Below are 22,643 nucleotides of genomic sequence, written 5' to 3'. Positions count from 1 at the left end.
GTTTCGGCTTGTGGGACACAGTATGAGCGGTGTCGGCGTCCTCGACAAGGCGGTGGTGATCCTCGCGGCCTGTGTCGACGGCGCCAGCCTGGCCGAACTGGTGGAGCGGACCCGGTTGCCGAGGGCCACCGCACACCGTTTGGCGCAGGCGTTGGAGATCCATCGCATGCTCGTGCGGGACACGCAGGGGCGTTGGCGTCCCGGCCCGCGCCTGGGCGAGTTGGCCAACGCGGCGCCAGATGTGTTGCTCACCGCCGCCGAGCCGCTGTTGTCCGCATTGCGGGACGCGACCGGCGAGAGCGCGCAGCTTTATCTGCGCCGCGCGGACGAACGGATCTGCGTCGCCGCCGCGGAACGCGCCAGTGGCCTGCGCGACACGGTGCCGGTCGGTTCGGTGCTGCCGATGACGGCCGGCTCGGCCGCCCAGATCCTGCTCGCCTGGGAGCCGCCGGAGGCGGTCATGCCCCTGCTGCCACGGTGCAAGTTTACCGGCCGCACGCTGGCCGAGGTCCGGCGTCGCGGCTGGGCCCAGAGCGTCGCCGAGCGCGAGCCGGGCGTGGCCAGCGTCTCAGCCCCGATCCGCGACCGCACGGGCCGCGTGATCGCCTCGATCAGCGTCTCGGGCCCCATAGAGCGCCTGGGCCGCCGCCCCGGCGACCGCCACGCCATGGCCGTGGTCCGAGCGGGCCAGCGGTTGTCCGGCCTCTGAACCACAGTGGACGAAGCAAGGGCCCCTTGTTAACGCTTTCCGATGCGTAAGGGTCCCTTGCTAACGCTGCCCACGGCGGAGCTGGCAAACGGAGCGCAGCGGAGTGATCCCCGGCGGGAGCAACGGTCCGCACGACCGCGGACCCGGGAAAGCCGGCTCTTGATTTTGGGCAAGAAGAAACCCCCCGATTTCTCGAGGGGTTGCTCTGTGTAGCCCCGATGGGATTCGAACCCACGCTACCGCCTTGAGAGGGCGGCGTCCTAGGCCGCTAGACGACGGGGCCAGGACTTCCGATGTCGCTGTGGCGACGGAGCGGAACTCTACCAGAGTCCAGCGCCGGTGCCATGTCGGCATCGTTGCTGGGGTACCAGGACTCGAACCTAGACTAACTGAACCAGAATCAGTTGGGCTGCCAATTACCCCATACCCCATTGGCGCTTGGAAGCGCCGAGTGAGAACTTTACCGGAGGGGGGTGGCGACGACCAAATCCGCCACCCCCGCTTCGATATCAGTCGATGGCGGTGACCGGGTTGGTCAGCTCGCCGATGCCCTCGATCCGCACGGAAACGGTCTCGCCGGCCAGGATCGGGCTGACCCCCGCGGGCGTGCCCGTCAGGATCACGTCGCCCGGGCCGAGCGTCATCACGTGCGAGACGTAGGACACGATCGTCGGGATGTCGAAGACCATGTCCCGGGTGTTGCCGAGCTGCCGCACCTCGAGCTCCTCCGGCGGGCGGCCGACCTCACAGCGCACCTCGAGGGCGCTGACGTCGAGGTCCGTGACGATCCACGGGCCGATCGGGCAGAACGTGTCGAAGCCCTTGGCCCGGGTCCACTGCCCGTCACTGCGCTGGAGGTCGCGCGCGGTCACGTCGTTGGCGGCGGTGTAGCCGAAGATGGCCCGTTCGGCGCCGGCCCGGTCGACCCGGCGGGCGCCCTGCAGGCCGATCACGACGGCCAACTCGGCCTCGTGCTCCACCTGCTTGGACTGGATCGGCAGCTCGATCGCGTCGCCGGGCCCGATCACCGACGACGGCGGCTTGAGGAAGAGCAGCGGTTCCTTGGGCACCTCGTTGCCCAGTTCGGAGGCGTGCTCGACGTAGTTGCGGCCGACCGCGATGATTTTGCGGGGCAGCATCGGCGGCAACAGCCGCACGTCGGCCAGCGCCCAGCGCCGGTTGGTGAACTTGATCTCTCCGAACGGCAGGCCCTCGATCTCGGCGACGGTCAGCGCGTCGAGTCCCGCGCCGGTCTCACCCTCGACGACACCGAAAGACTGCCCGTTGGAGTGGGCGAACAAAGCGATACGCACGCACCAAACTTAGCCGTCGCACACGCTGTCCCCACCCCGGGCGCTTCGGTTGGCATGCTAAGTGCCGGGGACGGGGAGGTCCGCGGTGCGCGACGAGCAACCCAATGTGGCCCGCATGTGGGACTACCACCTCGGTGGTGACCGGGCCGGAGCGGCCGACCGGCGGTTGGCCGACGCGGTCACGGCCGCCTGTCCTGAGGTCCCGCGGGCCGCCCGCGCCAGCAGGGCGTTTCTGGGGCGGGTGGTGCGCCATCTCGTCGACCTCGGCGTGCGGCAGTTCCTCGACCTCGGTGCCGGCCTGCCGACCGATCGCAACACCCATGAGATGGCCGGTGGCAGCCGCGTGGTCTACGTCGACATCGACCCGCTGGCCGTGCTGCACAACAGGATCAGCGTCGTCGGCAACCCCGACGTCACCGTCGTGCAGGCGGACGTGCGCGATCCGGAACTCGTGCTGCGGCACCGCGACGTCCGCCACTACATCGACTTCGAGCGCCCGGTCGCGGTGCTGGCCCTGGCCGTCTACCACCTGGTGCCCGACGCCGAGGAGCCGGCGGCCGGCACGGCCGCGATCTACGACCATGTCGCGCCGGGCAGCTATCTCGCGATCAGCCACGGCAGCGCCGACCAGGCACCGGAGCGGGCGGCCCGGGTGACCGATCTCTACGCGGCCAACGGGTTGACGCTGCGCCCCCGCAGCCGGTCCGAGATCACCACGATCTTCGATCGCTTCGGCCTGGTCGGGCCGGGTCTGGTGGCCGCCGACCGGTGGCACCCGGCGACGCCGTCGCCGCCCGCCGTGCCGGCCGGATGGTACGGCGGACTGGGCCGGAAAGCCGGCCTATAGACCTTGCTGGGTTTCCGCACCCGGGGGCATCCCGCCGCGCCAGGATCTGGGCATGACTGACAAAACCATGCGTTACACCGACCAGGAGCGCGACACCCTGCGCAACTCGGCGATGGGCGCGATGATGCTCGTCTCGAAGTCCGACCCGGGGATCATGGGCACGATCAAGGAGATGATCGCGGGCTCCAAGGCGCTCCGCGGCGCGTCTCCTGAGATGCAGGAAATCTTCAAGGGCAGCGGCGGCATGCCGAAGATGCCCAAGGGTTCGCAGGGCGACATGGAGAGCAACATCATGTCGGGGCTGCAGCAGTCGATGCAGATCCTGTCGAAGTCGCCCCAGGATCAGCAGAACTTCCGCAACACCATCATGAATGCCTGCGACCAGGTCGCGAAGGCGCAGGGTGGCGTCAGCGACAACGAGATGATGACCATCAACAAGATCAAGTCCGCCCTGGGCGGCTGACCCGCGCGGCCGACGGTGGCGCCGCGGGCACGGAGGACGCGGCGCCACCGCTGGCTACGCTGGGCCTCATGACGGTTCTGGAGCGCCCGGACTGGGTTGCCCGCCGGCACGCGCACGAGCAGCGGGTCGACGGGTGGGTCGGGCCGCACCTGAGCCGGCGGAAGGCCGGCCGACGCCATCCCGTCGAGGACTTCCTGTTCACCTACTACTCGCACCGGCCCGCCCAGCTACGCCGCTGGCACCCCGGCGCCGGGGTGTTCCTGGCCGACGCCACCGTCGAGGACCTGGGTCGCGACTACGTCGCCCGGCCCGCCGGGGTCACCGTCGACTCCGCCGCCGTACGCGACCGCCGGGCTGACTCGATCGCCTGGATCCGCACCCTGCTCACCAGCACCGCCGCCCGCCCGGCTCAGCTTGGCTGTTTCGGCATGCACGAGTGGGCGATGGTCTACCGGCAGAGCCAGCAGGAGGTCCGGCACGACGCCTGGCCGTTGCGGCTCTCCCCCGCCGAGACCGCCACTGTCGTCGAGGAGCGCGGGGTGCGCTGCAGCCACTTCGACGCGTTCCGGTTCTTCACGGCCCCGGCCCGCCCGCTCAACGTGCTGACGCCGACCCGGGAGCGGCAGCACGAGCTCGAGCAGCCGGGCTGCCTGCACGCCAACATGGATCTCTACAAGTGGGCCTACAAGCTCTCGCCGCTGGTGCCCAGCGAGCTGGTGACCGACTGTTTCGCGCTGGCGCACGACATCCGCACCCTCGACATGCGGGCCAGCCCCTACGACCTCGCCGACCTGGGCTACCCGCCGGTGCGGATCGAGACCGCCACGGGCCGTGCCGAGTACGCCGCCGCCCAGCGCGCCTTCGCCGACCGGGCCGCACCCCTGCGCGCCCGGCTCGTCGCCGCGATCGACGGGAATTAGCCGGCGCGCTGCTTCTGGTAGTGGCGGCGGGCCCTGGCCCGGTTGCCGCACATCCGGCTGTCGCACCACTGTCTACTGTGGTTTCGGCTCTCGTCGACGAACAGCCAGCCACAGGTCTCGCCCGGGCACTGCTTGATCGGTGGGGCGTCTGGTGAGCCGAGCACCGCCACCGCGTCCGCGGCCGCTTCCCAGGACGGCACGTCCAGGCCCGTCCAGCCCGGCCGGTAGCCGCGACCGTCGCCGACTCCCACCCGGATCTGCCGCATGCCGGCCCGGAAGACCCGGTCCAGCACGGCGATGTCGGCCCCGTCGGGCTCGGCGCCGGCCGCGACGGCGGAGAAGAGCCGGAACAGCGCCTCGCGCAGCGCCAGCGCCCGGTCCAGGGCCGCCGAGGCTCCGGCCGGGTCGGCGGCGGCGCCGGCCTCCAGGTCGGTCAGCGCGGCGTCGTCGAGCCCGCCCGCGTCGCGCAGGTAGCCGGCCAGCCCGGGGTAGTCGGTGATGCGTTCGATCGGCTCGGCCGACCGCCGCCACAGCACGCTGTTGACCAGAGCCAGCGACAGCCGGCCGCCCAGGGCATGGGCGATCGGGCGGGCCGGTCGCAGTTCGACGCTCAACACCCTAACGAGTCTAAGGGCCTTGACCCGTTAAACCCGACCGCCGTACCTTCCCTAACATGCATTGGGCGTTAAGCTCGTTAGGAGATCCGGTCTCCGTCACCCAGCACGGCGTGGAAGACCGCGACGGCGTGCTGGTCCGCGACATCACCTACGCCGGGCTCGAGGCCGAGCCCGTGCGCGCCTATCTGGTCGAGCCGGCCCGCACGGGCCGTTATCCGGCCGTCCTCTACCTGCACTGGTTCGAGCCGCCCAACCCGACCAGCAGCCGCCTGGAGTTCCTCGACGAGGCGGTGGCCCGGGCCCGCCAGGGCGCTGTCGCGCTGCTCCCGGACCTGACCTTCCCGTGGTCGGTCGACCCGGTCGGCGACCGCCGAGACGTCGCCAACGTGGTGGCACAGACCGTCCGGCTGCGCCGCGGGCTCGACCTGCTGACCGCCCGCCCGGACGTGGACCGGTCGCGGGTCGCGGTCGTCGGGCACGACTACGGCGGCATGTACGGGCTGCTGCTCGCCTCCGTCGACCGGGACCGGATCCACGCCGTGGTGGCGATGAACGTGGACGCCACCTTCGGCAACTGGTTCGCGACCTTCTTCCTCGGCCTGTCCGGCGACGCCACGATCGCCTACGAGGAGCTGTTCGAGCCGGTCGACCCGATCCGGTACGTGGCCGACCGCGGCGGCGTCCCGCTGCTCTTCCAGTTCGCCGAGCCCGACTTCTTCGTGCCCGACTCGACCCGCCGCACGCTCGTGTCACTGGCGCGGCGGCCCAAGGACTACCGCCTCTACCCCGGCGCCGGGCACGAGCTCGACGCGGCCGCCCGTGCCGACCGGGAGGGGTGGCTCACCGAGCGATTGAAGGGCTAACCGCCGCCGGCGATGATCCGGTCGGCCGCCTGGGACGCCTGCTCGATCGGGATGGCGAACCCGATCCCGATCGAGCCGCCGCCCTCCAGCGACGCGATCGCGGTGTTGACGCCGACGACCTCGCCGCGCCCGTTGACCAACGGTCCGCCGGAGTTGCCGGGGTTTATCGACGCGTCGGTCTGGATCGCCGTCTGGCGCCGGCCCTTCGGCAGCTTCACCTCGCGGTCGAGCGCGCTGACGATGCCGGCGGTGACGGTCCCGGAGAGACCGAGCGGCGACCCGACCGCGATCACGGGCTCACCGACCTGCGTGGTGCCGGTCTTGGCCAACGGAAGCGGGCGCAGGCCGGTGCTCGGCGGCACCTTCAGCACCGCGATGTCCCGGTCCGGATCCCGACCGACCACTGTGGCCTGTATCCGCCGCCCTGAGGGCGTCTCCACGAACACCGCCTTCGGTTCTCCCGTGCCGAGCGTGTGGTCGTTGGTGACGATGTTCTGGTTGCCGTCGAGCGCGAACCCCGAGCCACCGGACACGCTGCCGTCCGCGGCGCGCACCTCGACGGAGACGACGCCGTCCAGCGTGCTCTTGGCCGCGTTGATCATGTCGCCAGACAGTCCGCCGGCCACCGCGCTCGGGGTGGGCGAGGGCTGCGCGCCCGAGGTCTCCTGGCGCGCCACCAGGCCGCCCGCGAGCCCGCCGGAGGCGGCCGAGACCACGACCACCGCGGCACCGACGAGGGCCGCGCGACGCCAGCCGGCCGTCGAGAAGGATCGCCGCCGGCCTGGCCCACCCGGCGGCCCGTCGCCGCCGCCGATGAATTCGAGGTCGGGCGAGACGTACTCGGGGCCACGCGGCTCACCGAGACCGGGTGGGCTCGTCGGTGTGGTCGTCATCGCCTGTCCCTTCTCACGGGATCCTGGAGAACCAGAACATCGACGCGAGCGCGGTCACCATCGCCAGGATGAGTGCCAGGCCGATGAAGCGCGCCGAGACGTCCGCGCGCTCGTTGACGTAGCCGACCGAGGTGCCGATGTCGGCGTACACCGCGCGCAGCTCCTCTTTGGAATCCGCCTCGTGGTAGCTGCCGTTGGTCTTCTCGGCCACTCCGCGCAGCGTCTCGCCGTCGACGGGCACCGACATCGCGACCCCACCGCGCCGCGCGATCTCGCCCGCGGTGGTGCCGAAGGAGATCGTGTCGACCGGGATGCCGGCCGTGTCGGACTCGGCGGCCGCCTCGTCGGGGTCCCGCCCGGACGTGTTGGCACCGTCGGAGAGCAGCACGATCCGGGCCGGCGGCGGATCCTTGTCCGCCTGCGCGTCGATGCTGCGGATGGCGTCCAGCGACGTCGTGATCGCCTCGCCGATCGCGGTGCCGCCCAGCCCGGCGGTGGTCTCGGAGAGGCGGTCGACGCCGGCCTTGAACACGTCCCGGTCGGGACTCGGCGGCACCACGACGGTGGCGTTGCCGGCGAACGCGACCAGGCCGACGTTGAAGTGGCGGGGAAGCTGGTCGGCGAAGTCCCGGGCGGCTTCCTTGGCCGCACGCAGCCGGTCCGGTGGCACGTCGGTGGCGAGCATCGAGGCCGACACGTCGACCGCGATCATCACGGTGGCGCGCTCCTTGGGCACCCGCACCTCGTCGGTCGGCCGGGCGAAGCCGACCACCAGCAGCGCGAGCATGGCGATGAAGAGCGCGGCGGGTACGTGTCGACGCCAGGCCGGGCGGGACGGCGCGACCTTGTCGAGCAGGCGCAGGTTGGTGAACCGCACGGCGTACCGGCTGCGTCGCCGTTGCATCAGCACGTAGCCGACGGCCACCAGCGCGACGCCCAGCAACAGCCAGAGCCGGCCAGGGTTGAGGAAAGCGACGTCCGGGGTCCCGTTCACCGGACACCTCCGGTGGGTCGAGGCCGGGCCGGAGCGGCGGCCGCGCGGCGGCGTTGGTTCAACACGTGGTGGACGATGTCGGCCACCCAGTCCCGATCCGTCCGCAGTGGAAGGTGGCTGACCCCGATGCGGCGCAGGGCGGCGGCCACCGCCGCGCGCTGCTCCAGCGCCGCGGCGGCGTACCGCTCGCGGAGCTGGCGGTTGCCGGTCGAGACCTCACGCCGCCGGCCGGTCTCCGGGTCGACGAACGTGATCAGGCCGACGTCGGGCAGTTCGAGCTCGCGCGGGTCGGTCACCTCGACGGCGAGCACCTGGTGCCGGGCGGCCAGCCGCTTGAGCGGACGCTCCCACGCGAACTCGCCGTCGGGCGCGTCGTCGAGGAAGTCCGACACCACCACCGCGAGTCCCCTGTGGATCGCCGCGCGTTGCAAACCTTCGATGGCGGTGGCGAGATCGGCACCGTCGGCACCGGCCTCCTCGCGCCGCGCGCCCAGCAGCTCGTGCAGCAACGCCTGGAGGTGCACCCGACCGGTGCGCGCCGGCACCCGGCGGATCCCGTCGCGGCGCAGCACGTGCGCGCCGAGCCGGTTGCCGGCACCGGCGGTGAGGAAGCCGACCGCGGCGACCGCGGCCACCGCCAGCTCACGCTTCTCCACCTCGGCGGTGCCGAAGTCCATGCTGGCCGACCCGTCCACGAGCACCCAGGTGGTCAGCTCCCGGTCCGCGTCCACCTCCCGGACGTGCGGCACGTTCGTGCGGGCGGTGACCGCCCAGTCCATCCAGCGCACCTCGTCCTCACCCGGCCGGTACTCGCGCGAGCCGGCGAACTCGGATCCCGGGCCCGGCAGCAGGCCGAGGTACTGGCCCTGGAGCATGCCGTCCAGGCGCCGGGTGACCATCAGCTCGAGCCTGCGCAGCCGCTCCTCCGGTGCGAGCTGCCGCACGGTCGTCTCGGCCGCGCCGCGGGTCATGCCGCCGCCAGTCCCCGAAGCTCGGCGTCGGTCTCCGGCGCCAGATGGGGCGGCGGGACGACTTCGACGAGCTTTTCCACCAAGGACTCCGCGGTCACCCCGTCGGCGATCGCGTCGAACGAGAGCACCAGCCGGTGCGCGATCACTTCGGCCGCGAGCTCGCGGACGTCGTCGGGGACCACGTAGTCGCGGCCGCGCAGCAGGGCCAGGCCCCGGGCGGCGGCGACCAGACCAAGCGTGGCCCGCGGGCTCGCGCCGTACGCCAGGTGCTTGGCCACCTCGATCAGGCCGAACCGGGCCGGCTCGCGGGTCGCCAGCACCAGGCGGACGACGTACTCGGCGATGGCGTGGTGCACGAAGACCTTGCGGTTGAGCTCCTGCAGCTCGCGCAGGCGGGCCGGGTCGAGCACCCGGCGGACCTGCGGCCGTTCGCCACTCATCCGGTAGAGGATGCCCAGCTCCTCCTGGTCGGTCGGGTAACCCACCACCACCCGCATCAGGAACCGGTCCCGCTGCGCCTCGGGCAGGTGGTAGACGCCCTCGGACTCGATCGGGTTCTGGGTCGCCAGCACGAGGAACGGCTCGGGCACCGGCCACGACTTGCCACCGATCGACACCTGCCGCTCGGCCATCGCCTCCAACAGGGCCGACTGCACCTTGGCCGGCGCCCGGTTGATCTCGTCGGCCAGCAACAGATTCGCCATCACCGGGCCAAGCTCCACGTCGAACGACTCCGTCGACGAGCGGTAGATCCGCGTACCCACGATGTCGGACGGCACCAGGTCAGGCGTGAACTGGATCCGCGAGAAGGTGCCGCCGACCGTCTCGGCCAGGGTCTGCGCGGCCAGCGTCTTGGCCACACCGGGCACGCCTTCCAGCAGGCAGTGGCCGTTGGCGAGCAGCGCCACGACCAGCCGCTCGATCAGCCGGTCCTGCCCCACGATCACGCGCTTGACCTCGAAGAGCACTTCTTCCAGGACCGCACTGGTCTCCCGCGCGGCGGCGGGGTCGGAGCCGGCCGCGTACGCCTCGTCGGGCGTCTCCTCCGCGAAGTCGAACTCGGACGGCGGCGGCAAGCTGGGCGTCATGTGTCGAGACTCCCGGTTGGGCACGCGATTGGGAGCCTTTTAGCCCAATTTGGGGTGACTATTCTCTAGATCATCAAGGTTCCCGCAGGTCAGCGATGAAGGCCGGCAGATCCCGCAGCCGGTCGGCCGCCGTGCGATCCAGATCCTCGATCGGAAACGGACCTGGCTCGCCCTCGCCCAGGGTCCACATGATCCGCTCGCCGAGCCGGCTGAGCATCAACCCGGCGCGCCGGGCGAAGCGATCCGCCGGGGGCGGCAGCCGCCCGCCGTGGGCCACGTAGGCGGCCAACGCGCGGTCGGTACGCGGACCACGGCCACCACCGAAGGCGTACGCGGCGTGCGCGGCGACGAGGCCGGCGCTGTCCTCGCCGGCGCCGTCCCAGTCGACGATCACCGGACCGGCGGGCGTCACCAGCACGTTCCACGGCTCCAGGTCCCGGTGGGTCGCCACGTAGTCGCCGGCCCTCGCGAACGCACCGGCGACCCAGTCGGTCGCCTCGGCCAGGTCGGCTCGCCTGCGGGCCAGCACGGGCGCCCACGGTCGGCCCTGGCGTTCCCCCTCGGCCAGCCAGCCGGCCCAGCGCTCCGGCGGGTGGATGCCGTAGACGACCGGCTCGGCGGTGGCTAGCGGGCGCAGCGTGTGGAGCCGGGCCACGGTGGCGCCGAGCCAGTCGGCGAGGTCCTCTTTGACCGGGCGGCCGTCCACCCACTCCGAGACGCGGATCAGCGTGCCGTCCGGCAGCCGGGCGGCACACCCGACGACGGGACGCGGCGGCTCGACCGGGCGGGGCGCTGGGATGCCGGCGGCGATCGCGGCACGCTCGACGGCCATCGCGGCGCCGATCTCGGTCGCCCATGCCTCCGGGACCCGCTTGACCAGGAAACGGTCGCTTTTTGTCGTCAACCGCCAGGTCACGTGGGTGTTCTCGGTGATCGTCGAGCCGCGCTCCGGCAGCCCGAAGGTCGCACACACGGCTTCCGCGGTGACCGGCATCGGCCGACGATACCGGCGGGTGGATCTCCGTCGGAAGCGCACCAATCCTTCACACCGGATGGTTAGCGTGCTTTATGTGAAGACGGCCCTCCAGCAGGTCATTGCCGCCGCCCCCGACCAGCGGGGGCGGTCGGTCGCGGCGGCGGTGGCCTGCTGGCTGGCCGTCACACCGGGCGCGGCGCTGGCCGCGGTGCGCCTCGGCGGGTGGGAACGCGGCCCGCTGGTGCACCTGGTGGCCTACACCCCGTACGCCGCCGGCCTGAGCGTCCTGCCGCTGTTGGGTGCGCTCGGCCTGCGGCGCTGGAAGGCGGCGGCGGTCGCGGCCCTGTCGCTGGCCGCGCTGACCAGCGTGGTGCTGCCCCGGGCCCTGCCCGGCGTGGCGGCCGACGTGGGCGGCCCGCGGCTGCGGGTGCTGACGGCCAACATCAAGCACGGCGAGGCCGACCCGGCGGCGCTGGTCGAGCTGGTCCGGGAGCACAAGATCGACGTGCTCGCGGTGCAGGAGCTCAACGCCGGCTTCATTGCGGCCTTCGACGCCGCAGGCATCGGCGCGGAACTGCCGCACCGGATCGTCGACGACCCCGCGATCTACGTCAACGGCGGGCTGTACTCGCGGGTGCCGCTGACGGATCCCGGCATTCACCAACACGAGTCCGGCTTCACGCAGGCGTACGCGACGGTCACCCTGCCCGGCGGCGCGCCGCTGGTGATCGAGTCCGTTCACTCCTGCGCCCCGCTCAGCCTGGCCGACGTGCCGTGCTGGTTCGCCGGCCTGCGGGGTCAACGAGCGGCCACATCGGACGGTCCGGTCCGGCTGTTGATGGGTGACTTCAACGCCACATTGGACCATGGGCCGATGCGGGCCCTGCTGGCGACGGGATACGAGGACGCGGCGGCCAACATGGGGCACGGTCTGGCGGGCACGTGGCGGCCGATCGACCACGGCTTCTCGTTGCCACCCATCGCGATCGACCACATCCTGATCGACCCACGGCTGGCGATCCGCGAGTACGCGGTGTGGCCGCTGCCAGGCAGCGACCACAGCGCCGTCTTCGCGGAGGTTTCCCTGCCGCCCGTCTAGCTTCTGATGGCCGTCTAGCTTCTGGTGGCTGGTGCGCTCTTGAGGCCGAAGGTCAGGGCGTCGACCAGGGCGTGCCAGCTCGCCTCCACGACGTTCTCGTGCACGCCGACCGTGGTCCAGTCGCGTCCGTGACCGTCGTTGGTCTCGACCAGCACCCGGGTCACCGCGCCGGAGCCGTGCGAGCCCTCCAGGATGCGGACCTTGTAGTCGGCGAGCACGAAGCTCGTCAGCTCGGGGTAGTGCTTCGACAAAGCCACCCGGAGCGCCTCGTCGAGGGCGTTGACCGGGCCGTTGCCCTCTGCCGTGGCGATGACGCGCTCGCCTCGCACGCGGACCTTGACGGTCGCCTCGGAGACCACGGCACCGTCCTCGCGGTGCTCGACCAGCACCCGGTAGGACTCCAGCGCGAACGGGCGCGGCACCTCGCCGAACTCGCCCCGCACCAGCAGCTCGAAGCTGGCGTCGGCGGCCTCGAACGACCAGCCGCCCGCCTCGAGGTCCTTGACCCGCTGGGTGACGCGGGACAGCTCGGTCGGATGGCCGGCCAGGTCGATACCGAGCTCACGACTCTTGAGCTCGATGCTGGCCCGGCCGGCCATCTCGGTTACCAGGATCCGCATGTCGTTGCCGACAACCGAGGGCTCGACGTGGTTGTAGAGCAGGGGATCCACTTTGATCGCGCTCGCGTGCAGGCCCGCCTTGTGGGCGAACGCCGCAGCTCCCACGTACGCCTGGTGGGTGTCGGGTGCGATGTTGGCGATCTCGGCGATCGAGTGGGAGACCCGCATCGCCTGTTCCAGGCAGCCGTCCGGTAGGACCGGCAGACCCAGCTTGAGTTGGAGGTTCGCGACGACGGCGAACAGGTCGGCGTTGCCGGGTCGCTCGCCGTAGCCGTTGGCGGTGCACTGGAAGTGCTCGACGCCGGCCTCGACCGCGGCGACCGTGTTGGCCACGGCGCACGAGGTGTCGTTCTGGCAGTGGATGCCGAGTAGGTCGGCGCTGATGCTGAGCCGGCTGGTGAGCTCCTGGATCGCGGCGGTGATCCGCGACGGGAGCATGCCGCCGTTGGTGTCGCACATCACCACACGTTCCGCACCGCCCTCGAACGCCGCTTGCACCACTGCGGTCGTGTACGCGGAATCGTGGCGGAAGCCGTCGAAGAAGTGCTCGCAGTCGAGGAAGACGCGGCGGTCGTTCTTCACGAAGTGGGCCACGGTCTCCCGCACCATCGCGAGGTTCTCGTCGCCGGTCGTGCGCAGGGCCCGCTCCACGTGCCGGATGTCGGACTTCGCGACCAGGCAGACGGCCGGCGTCTCGGCGTCGAGCAGCGCGCGCACCTGCGGGTCCTCGTTGACCCCGAGGCCGGCCTTGCGGGTCGCGCCGAACGCCACGAGCTGCGCGTGGCGTAGGTCGAGCTCCTTGCGGGCGCGTTGGAAGAACTCGGTGTCCTTGGGCATGGCGCCTGGCCAGCCGCCCTCGATGAAGCCGACACCGAACTCGTCGAGCAGGCGGGCGACGGCAAGCTTGTCGACCACCGAATAGCTGATCCCCTCGCGCTGTGCCCCGTCGCGCAGCGTGGTGTCGTACACCTGGTAGGGCATGATCCTGTCGTCCTTTCGGAGGCGGTGGGGCATCGCCGCAACAAAAAGACCCCCCGCGAAATGCGGGAGGTCTGCGCGCTCGGCGGTGTGGGTTGCCGGCGCGCTAGTTGCCAATAATGAGGGCGAGCGGTGTCACGCTCCGTACTTTGCCACGGTCGTGCCGTGACACCAAGCACCTGACCACATGTCGGGAACACCCGTTGGTGGGTTTCGTCCGCCTTGCGCCGGGTAGGAAGTTGTCGACCGAGTACGACAGTCGATACGAGGAGTGAAGGTTCTCATGGACCAGCTCAACCCTCAGCCGACGCCGCCCTCTGGTGCCCACGGCGGCGTGCCCACCGGTGCGTTCGATCCGTGGTCGTTCCGTGACGAGGCCGGCGTGACCGGCTCGGACCTGGTCGGCTACAAGGTCGAGGCGACCGACGGCAGCATCGGCAAGATTGATGCGCACAGCCACGACGTCGCCGCGAGCTACCTGGTGGTGGACACCGGCGTATGGATCTTCGGCAAGAAGGTCATGCTCCCTGCCGGTGTCGTCAACCGCGTCGACCACGACGAGCAGAAGGTCTACGTCGACCGGAACAAGGACCAGATCAAGGCGGCTCCGGAGTACGACACGGACAGCCACACCGATCCGGCCTACCGGGACAAGCTCGGCGGTTACTACGGCGGTATGTACGACTCCGCCGGGCCGCGCTTGTAGTTCGGTCGTTCCTTCGGCGGCGCCCACCCTCGCGGTGGGCGCCGCTGCTTGTCCATAGTGGATTCTGGTTGATCGGTTAAGGTCTTGGGCATGGAGCCCAACCGGTCGTTCTCGCTTGACGGCGTCTTCAACTTCCGCGACATCGGCGGCTATGCCGGACACGACGGGCGCACCGTGCGGTGGCGCCAGGTGTTCCGGTCCGACTCGGTGCACCGCGTCGAGCCGGCCGCGCTGCCGGCGCTGGGCGTGCGGACGGTCATCGACCTGCGCCGCCCACGCGAGGTCGCGCGCGACGGCCGGGTTCTCGACTATCCCGGGCTGACCTACCGGCACATCCACCCGGAGCACCCGGAGTGGGCCACGGCCGGCCCGGACGAAGCGGTTGACCGGTTCATCGCCGACCGCTACCGGGAGCTCGCCGACCTGGGCACGGTCGGCATCGGCTCCGCACTGAAGGTCATCGCGGACCCGGCCGCCGGACCGGTGGTCGTGCACTGCGTGGCGGGCAAGGACCGCACGGGCGTGGTGTGCGCGCTGACGCTGTCCCTGTTGGGGGTCGCGGACGACGACGTGGCGGCGGACTACGCGCTGAGCACTGCGGCGTCGGAGCGATTCTCGGCGTGGTTGCGCCAGGCACTCCCGGACGCCGAGGTGCCGCCGACGCCGTTCATGGCGTCACCCGCGGCGGCGATGCTGTTGTTCCTGACCGAGCTGCGGGAACGGCACGGCTCGATCGAGGGCTACGCCAAACACGCCGGCCTGACCACTGACGAGTTGGCGACGTTGCACGCGCATCTGCTCACCGCCGACGACGCGCAGGGAGAGCGCCCCGCATAGGCGCGCTCCCCCTCCGCGGCATCACTTCTTGATGGGCTCCAGGCAGAGCACGTGGCCCGTACCGTTCTTCTCGCCCGTCCAGTACGACACGGTCGTGGTCTTCCACGGGTCGCAGGTGGGGTCGTTCTCGCCGGCGGCCATGAAGTCCTTCTGGCGGATGCTGTCGACCTTGCCGACAACCGTCCACTCCGCGGTCGCGTCGTCGCAACCCACGATCTTCATGTCTTCGGCGGTCTGGCCGATCAGGCAGTCACCGGCCGAAGCGACCTCGGGGTCGCCGGTGACAACCTTCCACACGTAACCGACGACGAGCACGAGCACGAGGCCGATCACCGCGCCCGCAATCTTGCGGATAACGATCGACTTGTTGCTCATCTTGGTCGGGTCGATCATCTGCGGCCCGCCCGCCGGAAAGTCACTGGCCGGCGGAGGCGTGAAGGGCGGCAAGGGATTGTTGGCGGGCGGCGGGGTGGGCGCCCCAGCCGAAGGCTGCGAAGCGGGCTGCGGGGTCGTGGACTGCTCGGACACGGATGTTCCTCTCGAAGATCAAACTCCGAGCGGAGACGCTAGATCATCAATTCGCCGCCCGTCGCCCCAAGATGATCATCCGTTCGGCCGGCATGTACCCCCGAACGACGACCCCAACCCGCCACTTCGCGCCTGCTCTCCGGTTCCGTTTCGGCAGCCAGCACCCACCAACGCCACCCAACGCGGACCCAACGCCACACCAGGCACCAGACCGCACCACCGCGTGCGGCGCCGTCGACGGGACCGCCTACGTCCGCAGCCGCACAGGACCAGCGGAGGCCGGTCGGGTGACGCGATGCGACTCGGCACAACTCGATGCCGACGTAACGCGGCCCATCCGAGCCCGACGCATCAACGCGATCCGCGCAACCAAACGCGATGAGCACGGCTCAAAGCAAGCCAAACGCGGTGGTGCGGCCCCAACCGCGGCATGCGGGGCTGGCGCGGCATTCCCAAAGCGGTCAGGCGCGATCTGGCACAGCCCAAACGTGGTCGGGGCAGCGCTCCGCGAGGCGATCAGTGCTGTCAGGCGCGGGCCAACTTAGTGAACACGTCACGGCGCAGCCAACGCCGTCTGGCGCGGGCCAGCACGGCACGGCCAACGCCGTCAGGCGCGGGCCGGCGCGGCGCAGTCAGCGGGGCCAGCGCCGTCACCACGGACCGGCGCGATCAGCGCGGTCAGCGCGATCCGGCGCGGTCTAGCGCGACCCCACGCGGCCAACACGGCCGGCACGAGCCGCAATCCGGGCGCAGCCACCACGGCCCGCCGCGAGCCGTGATCCCGCGCGGTCACCGCGGTCCAGTACGAGTCGCAATCCCACGCGGCCAACACAGCCGGCACGAGCCACAATCCGCGTGGTCGCTGCGGGCCGCGCTGCCCCGTCGCCAGCGGAGCTCGACGCATCGCGGCGCGCTGGTCGTGCGGTCCCCTGGTAGGCAACCAATTGGCCGGCCGCATCTGGGGGTTCCCGGATGCAGCAACGGCCGATGGTTTGGCGAGCGGGATTGGTTCGGCCAAATGACTCCAGTGGATCCATGGTCGCTGCCAGGCCCTGGCCGCCAGCAGAGGAACCAATCCGTGAAAGGCCCGCAGACAACAGCGTCTACATCAGACGGTCAGTGATCCAAATAGGAAGCGTTGAGGGCGACCAGCGGCGGACGCCGGATTCCGGCGGGAGCGACGGTCGTGCCCACGACGAGCCCGGGACATCGAATGGAGCAAGCAAAGGGCGCACCGGGACCAGACCCGGTGCGCCCTTGAGAGAAAACGGTCAGAGGACCTTGTGCACCCAGCCGTAGGGGTCCGCTGAGCGGCCTCGTTGGATGTCGACCAGGCGCTTGCGGATGCCCATCGTCACGTCGCCCGAGGTGCCGTCGCCCATTTTGAACGAGCCTCCTTCGAAGCGGACCTCGCCGATCGGGGTGATTACCGCTGCCGTGCCGCAGGCGAAGGCCTCGCGGATGCGGCCGCGGTCGGCGTCGGCGTGCCATTCGTCGAAGGCCACCGGCCGCTCGATCACCGCTCGGCCGTCGTCGTTGGCCAGGCGCATGATGGCCTCGCGGGTGATGCCCGGCAGGATCGTGCCGAGCGGCGGCGTGACCAGCGTGCCGTCGTCGTACACGAAGAAGATGTTCATGCCGCCTAGCTCGTCGATCCAGCGCTGCTCGACCGCGTCGAGGAAGACGACCTGGTCGCAGCCGTTGGCCGCCGCCTCCTGTTGGGGCAGCAGCGACGCCGCGTAGTTGCCGCCGAACTTTGCCGCGCCTGTGCCGCCCGGGGCCGCCCGCGTGTAGTTCGGGCTGACCCAGACGTTGACCGGCTTGACGCCGTGCTTGAAGTAGGAGCCGACCGGCGACGCGATCACCACGTAGAGGTATTCCATCGCCGGGCGGACGCCCAGGAAGACCTCGCTGGCGAACATGAACGGGCGCAGGTAGAGGCTGCCTTCCTCGTCGTTCGGGATCCACTCGCGGTCGACGCTGATCAGCCGGCGCAGTGAGTCGACGAACGCGCCCTCGGGCAGGTGGGGCATCGCCAGCCGGGTGGCCGAGGTGGTGAACCGCGCGGCGTTGGCCTCCGGGCGGAACATGGTCACCGTGCCGTCGGCGTTCCGATATGCCTTCAGGCCCTCGAAGATCTCTTGTGCGTAGTGCAGCACCGCGCTGGCCGGATCCATCGGGATCGGGGCGCGGGCCTCGACGCGGGCCTCGTACCAGCCCTTTCCGTCGGCGTAACGTGCGGTCACCATGTGGTCGGTGAAGACTCGGCCGAACCCTGGGTCGACCATCAGCGCGGCGCGCTCGGCGGCGGTTACCGGCTGGGGATTCGGGCGAATCTCGAAGTCGAGCTTGTCACCACCGCTCATCGGCGTTGGACCTCCAGGTAAGCCGGCGGCTGCCGGCAACGCTCAGTAAAGGCTGCGCAAGAAACTTACCCCGAACGGTCGTTCAAGGGCGAGAGGGCGTCGAGCGAAGCGGTTCGCCCGAAGGGTCCTGATTCTTCCGACGCCTAGTGGTGCGAAACGTTCAGCCGACGGCGCCGGCAGCGAGCCGGTCGCCGACCTCGGCGGTGCGCAACTGCGTGCCGGACGTGCGTCCGGCCAGCTCGGCCGCGACCGCCTCGGCTACTCGGTGTGCGGCGTCGGCGTGCCCGAGGTGGTCGAGCAGCAGCGACACCGAGAGCACGGCCGCGGCCGGGTCGGCCACGCCCTTGCCGGCGATGTCGGGCGCCGAGCCGTGCACCGGCTCGAACATCGACGGGTGGACCCGCTCGGGGTTGATGCAACCGCTGGCGGCCATGCCGATGCCACCGGTCACGGCGGCGGCGATGTCAGTGAGGATGTCACCGAAGAGGTTGTCGGTGACGATCACGTCGTAGCGCTGCGGCTGGGTCACGAGGAACATCGCGGCGGCGTCGACGTGCTGGTATTCGGTGGCCACGTCGGGGTGCTCGGCGGCGACCGCGTCGAACGTGCGCGCCCACAACGAGCCGGCGTGGGTGAGCACGTTGGTCTTGTGGACGAGGGTGACCTTGCGGCGGGGGCGCCGCGAGGCCCGCGCGAAGGCGTCGCGGATGACCCGCTCGACACCGTGCCGCGTGTTGAGGCTCTCCTCGGTCGCGATCTCGGCGGGCGTGCCCCGGTGGAGGCCGCCGCCAGCGCCGGCGTAGAGACCCTCGGTGCCCTCGCGCACCACGATCATGTCGATCTCGCCGGGCTTGACCCCGGCCAGCGGGCTGACCACGCCCGGGAAGAGCCGCGAGGGGCGCAGGTTGACGTATTGGTCGAAGGCGAAGCGGAGCTTGAGCAGCAGGCCACGCTCGAGCACGCCCGGCGGCACGGTCGGGTCGCCGACGGCGCCGAGCAGGATCGCGTCGTGCCCCCGCAGCTCGTCGAGCACCGAGTCGGGCAGCACCTCGCCGGTGCGGTGGTAGCGCGCGGCGCCGAGGTCGTATTCGGTCGCCTCGACGCCCGGAAGGACCGCGTCGAGCACCTTGCGCGCCTGGTCGATCACCTCGGGTCCGATGCCGTCTCCGGCCACCACCGCGATCCGCGCCACAGACACGTCAAAGCTCCTTCGTAACGAAACGTCTAACAAACGTTAAGTCATCGTCCCGCAAAGCGGTATGTGACTCCCACTATGCGGAATCGGGCAGACTTACCCAGCAAACTCTCAGCCGGTGCTCATGCCCCCGTCACCCGCAAATCCTAGGTTTAACGCAGTCACAGCCGGAAGGGGGCCCAATGCGCCCAGACCTACGCCTAGGCAGCGGCTCGGCCACGACGCTCGCCCACCCCGCCGCCGCCAACGGTGGCTTGGTCGCGCACCACAACGTGCAGACCTCGACCGCGGGTTTCACGCTGACTCTGGTCAGCCCCGCCGCGATGAGCCGCAAGGAGCTCGCGGCCGCCATCGCCGACGCGGTCGCGGAACTGCGCGCGATCGACTTCGCGTACAGCCCGCTGCGCGAGGCCAGTCTGGTCGCCCGCCTCCGCCGCGGTGAGGTCGCGCCCGACGCCTACGCGCCCCTGGCCGATCTCGTGGCCCGCTGCGACGCCATGCGCGCCGCCACCGACGGCTGGTTCGACGCCTGGTCCGCACCCGGCGGCTTCGACCCGAGTGCGCTGGTCAAAGGCTGGGCCATGGAACGCGCCGCCGCCCGCGTCCGGGCCGCCGGCATCACCGACTACGCGGTGGCCAGTGGAGGCGACCTGACGGTACGCGGAAACGCCCCCCACGGCGGCCCATGGATAGTCGCGGTGCACCACCCGTACGACGCGCGCCGCAAACCGGTGCAGCTCGAGCTCACGTCCGGCGCCATCGGCACCTCCGGCGTGACCGGCCGCCGAGGCCATGTGGTCGACCCGCACCGCGCGACCCCGGTGGACGAGATCCGCGCCGCGACGGTCATGGGCCCTGACCTGGCCGTAGCTGACGCATATGCGACAGCTCTCTACGCGGCCGGAGACGCGGGACTGGCGTGGTTCCCTACCGCAGAGGGCTATACGGCGAGCTTGTTGCAGGAGGAGTACGCGACACGCGGCGCTGTCTGACCCTTGCGTCTCCCGCCAGAGAATCGATAGCGTGGTCACGCGGTTACGCAGTGAGGTTGTTCGGCGCCGACACGGTCTTCGGGTGACCGCTAAAGCGTCGTTGCTGTGAGCCACCCTCCGCAGTGCGCAACCAGTGCACGCGAACGTAGATCAGCTCCCCCATCGCCATTGCCGAGGCGGCGGGGGAGCTGATTTTTTTGGCGTGACAGAGGCTTAAGCGCGTCCACGGAGTCAGCGACGTTTGACGTACCCGAAGGGTTTTGTCACGTCCGACGAAGATGCGACCCCTGCGAAACCACAGAAAACCCGCACCCAAAACGGCGCGCGAGTCGACAGGTTCTTGCCCGACGAAAGGCGAGAAGGTGTCCACCGCAAACCGTGGCGACTACCGCGACCAGAACGGTGGCGGCACACGCTTGGGGGCGTAGTGGCGCGGTCGTGTTCTGCGGCGCTCTCTGTCCGAGCGAAGCAATGGACAGAGGGCGCCGCAGAACACGACCTCCTCGGCGCCACGAAGCCCCCAAGCCATATGGCACAGTATGGCCCGTGAGTTTCGATCTGGTGGTCTGGGCGATGGAGCCGGACGCCTCGGCAGAGGATGTGGGCGCGGCCTTTGAGCTGTGTCGACAGGGCGAGCACGTTGACGGTGCCCCGCACCGGAAGATCGCCGACTTCTATGCCGCGATGACGTCGGCGTACCCCGACCGGAACACGAACGCTTCGCCGTGGGCGGTCACGCCTCTTCACGTGGCCGCTGACCACGTGGAGATGAAGCTCGACGAGGACTGCCCCGACGAGGTGCTGTTGGCCGTCGAGGAGCTCGCCGGCAAGCACGGGTTGCTGTTGTTCGATCCGCAGGACGGCACGGTCTACCCGCCAGGGGCGATGACCTCCTGACAACATGAATAACGGGACGGGCGGCAAATGGCCACCCGTCCCGTTTTCGTGCTTTCGAAACCCTATTCGGTACGCAGGTCCACCGCGCTGGCCGAACCGGCGCCGATCTTGGCCTGGGCGGCCGCGAGCAGTTCCGCGTCGACCGAGTTGTCGACGGTCAGCGTCATCAGCGCCTCACCGCCGGCCTCGCGCCGGGCCACCTGCATGGCGGCGATGTTGACGCCCGCCTCACCGAGGATCGAACCGATCGCACCGACCACACCGGGCCGGTCGGCGTAGCGGAAGAAGAGCAGGATGCCGTCGGCGGCCAGCTCGAGCGCGAAACCGTCCACTTCGGTCAGCTTGGCGACCTCGCGGCTGCCCGAGATGGTGACGGTGCCCGAGACGCTCACCGAACGGCCGTCCGGCAGCGCGCCGCGGACCGTGACCAGCGTCGGCTGCTCGCTGGTGTCGGTCAGGGTGACCAGGTCGACCTCGACGCCACGGTCCGCCGCGATGTGCGGGGCGTTGACGTAGGTGACCTGCTCCTCGACGACGGACGCGAACAGGCCCTTGGTGGCGGCGAGCTTGAGCACCGACACCTCGTTGGCCAGGATCTCGCCGCTGACCTCGACGGTCACGCTGGCGGCGACCCCGCCGGCGACCGCGGTGAACGCGCGGCCGAGCTTCTCGGCGAGCGGCAGCAGCGGGCGGACGTCTTCGGCGACGACGCCGCCGGCCTGGACGTTGACCGCGTCGGGCACGAACTCACCCTGGAGCGCCAGCTTGACCGAGCGGGCCACGGCGAGGCCGGCCTTGTCCTGCGCCTCGGCGGTGGACGCGCCCAGGTGCGGCGTGGCGACCACGTTGTCGAATGCGAACAGCGGCGACGAGGTGCACGGCTCCTTGGAGTACACGTCGATGCCGGCACCGCCGACCCGGCCCTCGGCGATCGCGTCGGCGAGCGCCTGCTCGTCGATCAGCCCACCGCGTGCGGCGTTGACGATCCGGACGCCGGGCTTGACCAGCGCCAGTTCCTTCTCACCGATCAGGCCGACGGTCTCCGGCGTCTTCGGCAGGTGGATGGAGATGAAGTCGCTCTCCCGCAGCAACTCCTCCAGACCCACCAGGCGCACGCCGAGCTGCGCGGCCCGGGCCGGCTGCACGTAGGGGTCGTAGGCGATCAGCCGGGTGCCGAACGCCGCGATCCGCTGGGCGAACAGCACGCCGATGCGACCAAGACCCACCACGCCGACGGTCTTCCCCTGGACCTCGACACCGGTGTACTTGGACCGCTTCCACTCCCCTGCCTTGAGCGCGGAGCTCGCGCTCGCCGTGTTGCGCGCGACGGCGAGCAGCAGCGCGACCGCCTGCTCCGCAGCGGACACGATGTTGGACGTCGGCGCGTTGACCACCATGACGCCACGCGCGGTGGCGGCGGGCACCTCGACGTTGTCGAGCCCGACACCCGCGCGGGCCACGACCTTGAGTCGCGGCGCGGCCGCGATCGCGGCGGCGTCGATCTGGGTGGCGCTGCGGACGATCACCGCGTCGGCTTCGGCCAGCGCCGGCAGCAATGCCTCGCGGTCGGAGCCGTCGACGTGGCGGACGTCGAAGTCGTGCGCGAGCACATCGATGGCGGCGGGGGCCAATTCTTCGGCGATAAGAACTACGGGAGTCATAGGTCCTCGTAAATTAGGGAAAGGGCGCCGGCAGCGGCTGCCTACCACTGAAATGGTAGGCGGCCGGCCGGCGCCCCATGTTCTCCCTGTGGCGTGTTTGCCCTCACAAC

General features: G+C 70.5%; 23 protein-coding genes and 2 tRNA genes. 10 read left to right on the top strand and 15 right to left on the bottom strand.

Features of this window, described 5'->3' with window-relative positions; all coding sequences use genetic code 11:
- Positions 1-22: 22 nt before the first annotated feature.
- A complete protein-coding gene (locus BLV39_RS18985; RefSeq protein ID WP_089254997.1) occupies positions 23-709 on the top strand; it encodes an IclR family transcriptional regulator in 687 nt (228 codons plus the stop codon).
- 210 nt (positions 710-919) lie between these two features.
- Here BLV39_RS18985 and BLV39_RS18980 read toward each other — a convergent pair.
- The 3 genes from BLV39_RS18980 to BLV39_RS18970 all read right to left on the bottom strand — a co-directional run bounded on the left by BLV39_RS18980 (position 920) and on the right by BLV39_RS18970 (position 2,022).
- Positions 920-992: transfer RNA gene (locus tag BLV39_RS18980), tRNA-Glu, on the bottom strand.
- A gap of 76 nt (positions 993-1,068) precedes the next feature.
- Positions 1,069-1,140, bottom strand: a tRNA-Gln gene (locus BLV39_RS18975).
- A 78-nt stretch (positions 1,141-1,218) separates the two neighbouring features.
- Positions 1,219-2,022 (bottom strand): fumarylacetoacetate hydrolase family protein, encoded by an 804-nt coding sequence (locus BLV39_RS18970; protein WP_090794041.1) that lies wholly within the window; start codon positions 2,020-2,022, stop codon positions 1,219-1,221.
- A gap of 85 nt (positions 2,023-2,107) precedes the next feature.
- Here BLV39_RS18970 and BLV39_RS18965 point away from each other — a divergent pair, with 85 nt between their 5' ends.
- From BLV39_RS18965 to BLV39_RS18955, 3 genes are all read left to right on the top strand, one after another.
- The gene (locus BLV39_RS18965; RefSeq protein WP_143049809.1) at positions 2,108-2,869 is read left to right on the top strand and encodes an SAM-dependent methyltransferase; all 762 of its coding nucleotides are present in this window, start codon (positions 2,108-2,110) and stop codon (positions 2,867-2,869) included.
- Between the two features lie 52 nt (positions 2,870-2,921).
- Positions 2,922-3,332, top strand: a complete 411-nt coding sequence (locus tag BLV39_RS18960; protein ID WP_143049808.1) for a hypothetical protein — start codon at positions 2,922-2,924, stop codon at positions 3,330-3,332.
- A gap of 68 nt (positions 3,333-3,400) precedes the next feature.
- Entirely contained in the window at positions 3,401-4,252 is an 852-nt protein-coding gene (locus tag BLV39_RS18955) for a 3-methyladenine DNA glycosylase (RefSeq protein WP_090794030.1), read from the top strand.
- On the opposite strand, the gene BLV39_RS18950 is transcribed toward BLV39_RS18955, so the two are convergent.
- Positions 4,249-4,869: a CGNR zinc finger domain-containing protein gene (locus BLV39_RS18950; RefSeq protein ID WP_090794027.1), complete on the bottom strand. Its 621-nt coding sequence runs from the start codon at positions 4,867-4,869 to the stop codon at positions 4,249-4,251. The genes BLV39_RS18955 and BLV39_RS18950 overlap by 4 nt on opposite strands.
- A gap of 56 nt (positions 4,870-4,925) precedes the next feature.
- On the opposite strand from BLV39_RS18950, the gene BLV39_RS18945 reads away from it, so the two are divergent.
- Positions 4,926-5,732 (top strand): alpha/beta hydrolase family protein, encoded by an 807-nt coding sequence (locus tag BLV39_RS18945; protein WP_090794024.1) that lies wholly within the window; start codon positions 4,926-4,928, stop codon positions 5,730-5,732.
- Here the strand turns inward: BLV39_RS18945 and BLV39_RS18940 are convergent.
- The 5 genes from BLV39_RS18940 to BLV39_RS18920 all read right to left on the bottom strand — a co-directional run bounded on the left by BLV39_RS18940 (position 5,729) and on the right by BLV39_RS18920 (position 10,672).
- Positions 5,729-6,625: a S1C family serine protease gene (locus BLV39_RS18940; protein WP_090794021.1), complete on the bottom strand. Its 897-nt coding sequence runs from the start codon at positions 6,623-6,625 to the stop codon at positions 5,729-5,731. The genes BLV39_RS18945 and BLV39_RS18940 overlap by 4 nt on opposite strands.
- A gap of 13 nt (positions 6,626-6,638) precedes the next feature.
- Entirely contained in the window at positions 6,639-7,619 is a 981-nt protein-coding gene (locus tag BLV39_RS18935; protein ID WP_239083840.1) for a VWA domain-containing protein, read from the bottom strand.
- The gene (locus BLV39_RS18930; protein ID WP_090794018.1) at positions 7,616-8,590 is read right to left on the bottom strand and encodes a DUF58 domain-containing protein; all 975 of its coding nucleotides are present in this window, start codon (positions 8,588-8,590) and stop codon (positions 7,616-7,618) included. The genes BLV39_RS18935 and BLV39_RS18930 overlap by 4 nt, the downstream gene beginning before the upstream one ends.
- Entirely contained in the window at positions 8,587-9,678 is a 1,092-nt protein-coding gene (locus tag BLV39_RS18925) for an AAA family ATPase (protein WP_090794015.1), read from the bottom strand. The genes BLV39_RS18930 and BLV39_RS18925 overlap by 4 nt, the downstream gene beginning before the upstream one ends.
- Before the next feature lie 73 nt (positions 9,679-9,751).
- Positions 9,752-10,672 carry a phosphotransferase gene (locus BLV39_RS18920; RefSeq protein WP_090794010.1) on the bottom strand — a complete coding sequence of 307 codons (921 nt, stop codon included), beginning with the start codon at positions 10,670-10,672 and terminating at the stop codon, positions 9,752-9,754.
- Positions 10,673-10,817: 145 nt separating this feature from the next.
- Between BLV39_RS18920 and BLV39_RS18915 the strand changes: the two genes are divergently transcribed.
- The gene (locus BLV39_RS18915; protein ID WP_090797532.1) at positions 10,818-11,753 is read left to right on the top strand and encodes an endonuclease/exonuclease/phosphatase family protein; all 936 of its coding nucleotides are present in this window, start codon (positions 10,818-10,820) and stop codon (positions 11,751-11,753) included.
- Between the two features lie 14 nt (positions 11,754-11,767).
- Here the strand turns inward: BLV39_RS18915 and cimA are convergent, their stop codons facing one another.
- Positions 11,768-13,354, bottom strand: coding sequence for a citramalate synthase (gene cimA, locus BLV39_RS18910; protein ID WP_090794007.1), 1,587 nt, complete (start codon positions 13,352-13,354; stop codon positions 11,768-11,770).
- Positions 13,355-13,634: 280 nt separating this feature from the next.
- On the opposite strand from cimA, the gene BLV39_RS18905 reads away from it, so the two are divergent.
- Both BLV39_RS18905 and BLV39_RS18900 read left to right on the top strand, forming a co-directional pair.
- Complete coding sequence (locus BLV39_RS18905; protein WP_176984973.1) at positions 13,635-14,057, top strand: PRC-barrel domain-containing protein; 423 nt, start codon at positions 13,635-13,637, stop codon at positions 14,055-14,057.
- A 90-nt stretch (positions 14,058-14,147) separates the two neighbouring features.
- A complete protein-coding gene (locus BLV39_RS18900) occupies positions 14,148-14,894 on the top strand; it encodes a tyrosine-protein phosphatase (protein ID WP_090794003.1) in 747 nt (248 codons plus the stop codon).
- Positions 14,895-14,915: 21 nt separating this feature from the next.
- Here BLV39_RS18900 and BLV39_RS18895 read toward each other — a convergent pair whose 3' ends face one another.
- The 4 genes from BLV39_RS18895 to BLV39_RS18885 form a co-directional block, all read right to left on the bottom strand.
- The gene (locus BLV39_RS18895; protein ID WP_143049807.1) at positions 14,916-15,422 is read right to left on the bottom strand and encodes an LppU/SCO3897 family protein; all 507 of its coding nucleotides are present in this window, start codon (positions 15,420-15,422) and stop codon (positions 14,916-14,918) included.
- A gap of 607 nt (positions 15,423-16,029) precedes the next feature.
- Positions 16,030-16,263 (bottom strand): hypothetical protein, encoded by a 234-nt coding sequence (locus BLV39_RS42380; protein WP_143049806.1) that lies wholly within the window; start codon positions 16,261-16,263, stop codon positions 16,030-16,032.
- A 430-nt stretch (positions 16,264-16,693) separates the two neighbouring features.
- The gene (locus tag BLV39_RS18890; protein ID WP_090793997.1) at positions 16,694-17,788 is read right to left on the bottom strand and encodes a branched-chain amino acid aminotransferase; all 1,095 of its coding nucleotides are present in this window, start codon (positions 17,786-17,788) and stop codon (positions 16,694-16,696) included.
- Between the two features lie 160 nt (positions 17,789-17,948).
- Positions 17,949-18,980, bottom strand: coding sequence for a 3-isopropylmalate dehydrogenase (locus tag BLV39_RS18885; RefSeq protein ID WP_090793992.1), 1,032 nt, complete (start codon positions 18,978-18,980; stop codon positions 17,949-17,951).
- A 185-nt stretch (positions 18,981-19,165) separates the two neighbouring features.
- On the opposite strand from BLV39_RS18885, the gene BLV39_RS18880 reads away from it, so the two are divergent.
- A complete protein-coding gene (locus tag BLV39_RS18880) occupies positions 19,166-19,975 on the top strand; it encodes an FAD:protein FMN transferase (RefSeq protein ID WP_090793990.1) in 810 nt (269 codons plus the stop codon).
- Between the two features lie 546 nt (positions 19,976-20,521).
- Positions 20,522-20,872 (top strand): hypothetical protein, encoded by a 351-nt coding sequence (locus tag BLV39_RS18875; RefSeq protein WP_176984972.1) that lies wholly within the window; start codon positions 20,522-20,524, stop codon positions 20,870-20,872.
- A gap of 62 nt (positions 20,873-20,934) precedes the next feature.
- Here the strand turns inward: BLV39_RS18875 and serA are convergent, their stop codons facing one another.
- Positions 20,935-22,533, bottom strand: a complete 1,599-nt coding sequence (serA, locus tag BLV39_RS18870; RefSeq protein ID WP_090793984.1) for a phosphoglycerate dehydrogenase — start codon at positions 22,531-22,533, stop codon at positions 20,935-20,937.
- Positions 22,534-22,643: the final 110 nt, after the last annotated feature.

Origin of the sequence: Asanoa ishikariensis, assembly GCF_900107455.1 — a bacterium.
Classification (GTDB): Bacteria; Actinomycetota; Actinomycetes; order Mycobacteriales; family Micromonosporaceae; genus Asanoa; species Asanoa ishikariensis.
The sequence above is the reverse complement of the archived record's forward strand: the minus strand, read 5'-3'. Positions and strand labels throughout refer to the sequence as shown.

What these genes read in the sequence shown, in the direction of transcription:
- BLV39_RS18985 (WP_089254997.1), top strand. Translation starts at nt 23, where the DNA reads ATGAGCGGTGTCGGCGTCCTCGACAAGGCGGTGGTGATCCTCGCGGCC.
- BLV39_RS18960 (WP_143049808.1), top strand. Translation starts at nt 2,922, where the DNA reads ATGACTGACAAAACCATGCGTTACACCGACCAGGAGCGCGACACCCTG.
- BLV39_RS18955 (WP_090794030.1), top strand. Translation starts at nt 3,401, where the DNA reads ATGACGGTTCTGGAGCGCCCGGACTGGGTTGCCCGCCGGCACGCGCAC.
- BLV39_RS18945 (WP_090794024.1), top strand. Translation starts at nt 4,926, where the DNA reads ATGCATTGGGCGTTAAGCTCGTTAGGAGATCCGGTCTCCGTCACCCAG.
- BLV39_RS18940 (WP_090794021.1), bottom strand. Translation starts at nt 6,625, where the DNA reads ATGACGACCACACCGACGAGCCCACCCGGTCTCGGTGAGCCGCGTGGC.
- BLV39_RS18930 (WP_090794018.1), bottom strand. Translation starts at nt 8,590, where the DNA reads ATGACCCGCGGCGCGGCCGAGACGACCGTGCGGCAGCTCGCACCGGAG.
- BLV39_RS18925 (WP_090794015.1), bottom strand. Translation starts at nt 9,678, where the DNA reads ATGACGCCCAGCTTGCCGCCGCCGTCCGAGTTCGACTTCGCGGAGGAG.
- BLV39_RS18920 (WP_090794010.1), bottom strand. Translation starts at nt 10,672, where the DNA reads ATGCCGGTCACCGCGGAAGCCGTGTGTGCGACCTTCGGGCTGCCGGAG.
- cimA (WP_090794007.1), bottom strand. Translation starts at nt 13,354, where the DNA reads ATGCCCTACCAGGTGTACGACACCACGCTGCGCGACGGGGCACAGCGC.
- BLV39_RS18905 (WP_176984973.1), top strand. Translation starts at nt 13,635, where the DNA reads ATGGACCAGCTCAACCCTCAGCCGACGCCGCCCTCTGGTGCCCACGGC.
- BLV39_RS18900 (WP_090794003.1), top strand. Translation starts at nt 14,148, where the DNA reads ATGGAGCCCAACCGGTCGTTCTCGCTTGACGGCGTCTTCAACTTCCGC.
- BLV39_RS18890 (WP_090793997.1), bottom strand. Translation starts at nt 17,788, where the DNA reads ATGAGCGGTGGTGACAAGCTCGACTTCGAGATTCGCCCGAATCCCCAG.
- BLV39_RS18880 (WP_090793990.1), top strand. Translation starts at nt 19,166, where the DNA reads ATGCGCCCAGACCTACGCCTAGGCAGCGGCTCGGCCACGACGCTCGCC.
- serA (WP_090793984.1), bottom strand. Translation starts at nt 22,533, where the DNA reads ATGACTCCCGTAGTTCTTATCGCCGAAGAATTGGCCCCCGCCGCCATC.